Origin of the sequence: Coprococcus intestinihominis, assembly GCF_040096555.1 — a bacterium.
Lineage (GTDB): Bacteria > Bacillota > Clostridia > Lachnospirales > Lachnospiraceae > Coprococcus_A > Coprococcus_A intestinihominis.
This window is the reverse complement of sequence record NZ_JBBMEK010000486.1, coordinates 1-940: the sequence shown is the minus strand read 5'-3', so window position 1 is coordinate 940 and position 940 is coordinate 1. Positions and strand designations below refer to the sequence as shown.

Here is a 940-nt window from a genome sequence, read left to right as displayed (position 1 = left end):
ACAGTCCATTGATTATCTCCAGAAGATTGTCGACTATATGATCAGTAAAGCACACATTCTGATCAGTGCACTGATCATCCTGATCGTTGGCTGGTATCTGACCAAGTTTATCTGCAAACTGGTGCGCCATTCTCTGGACAAAACACGACTGGATGCCAGTGTCACAAGTTTTATCAATTCACTGACCAAATTCGGATTACGCGCATTGCTCGCCATCATTGTGATCAATAAGTTAGGAGTCGATACCACTTCTCTGATCGCGCTGCTGACTTCTGCCAGTTTAGCCATCGGTCTCGCTGTTCAGGGAAGCCTTGCAAATTTTGCAGGCGGTGTGCTTTTGCTGATCATGAAACCATTTGTGGTGGGAGACTATATAGACGATGGAAACGGCCATGAAGGAACTGTCATGTCCATTGAGATTATCTACACCCGACTGTTGACGGCCAACAATGAGATGGTCTGTATTCCCAATGGCAAACTGGCTGATTCTCCGGTGACCAACCTGACACATCAGGAAAACCGCCGCCTTGATTTTCCTGTCAGCATCAGTTATGACGAGAATATTGACCGGGTTCGTACCGTTCTTTTAAAAGTAGCTGCCGGATGCCCAACGCTTTCCAAGTCCAAAGAACCCTTTGTGTTTGTGGACGACTTTGACAGCAGCTCCGTCCGCGTTGTCTTAAGAGTCTGGGCGCTCACCGACAAATACTGGGATACCCGCTTTGAAATCCGAGAGGCCATCAAAAAAGCCTTTGACGCGGAAGGCATAGAAATTCCATATGACCATATGGATGTAAACCTTGTTAATTCCGAAAAATAAGGTGGTGCGGCCCATAAGCTTTAAAGAAAAAGATTTTCAACGAATTAGTTCATCACAGGCACGCTCCCGCTGCCTGCCACTGACAGCGGTACATAAGGCAGAACAAAACACTGCCTAAGT

The 940-nt window shown here is 46.6% G+C and carries 1 protein-coding gene; it reads left to right on the top strand.

The window, feature by feature from the left end:
• The coding region (locus tag WMO25_RS18390) for a mechanosensitive ion channel family protein (protein WP_349086697.1) at positions 1–820 on the top strand (820 nt) is incomplete at its 5' end.
• Positions 821–940 lie beyond the last annotated feature (120 nt).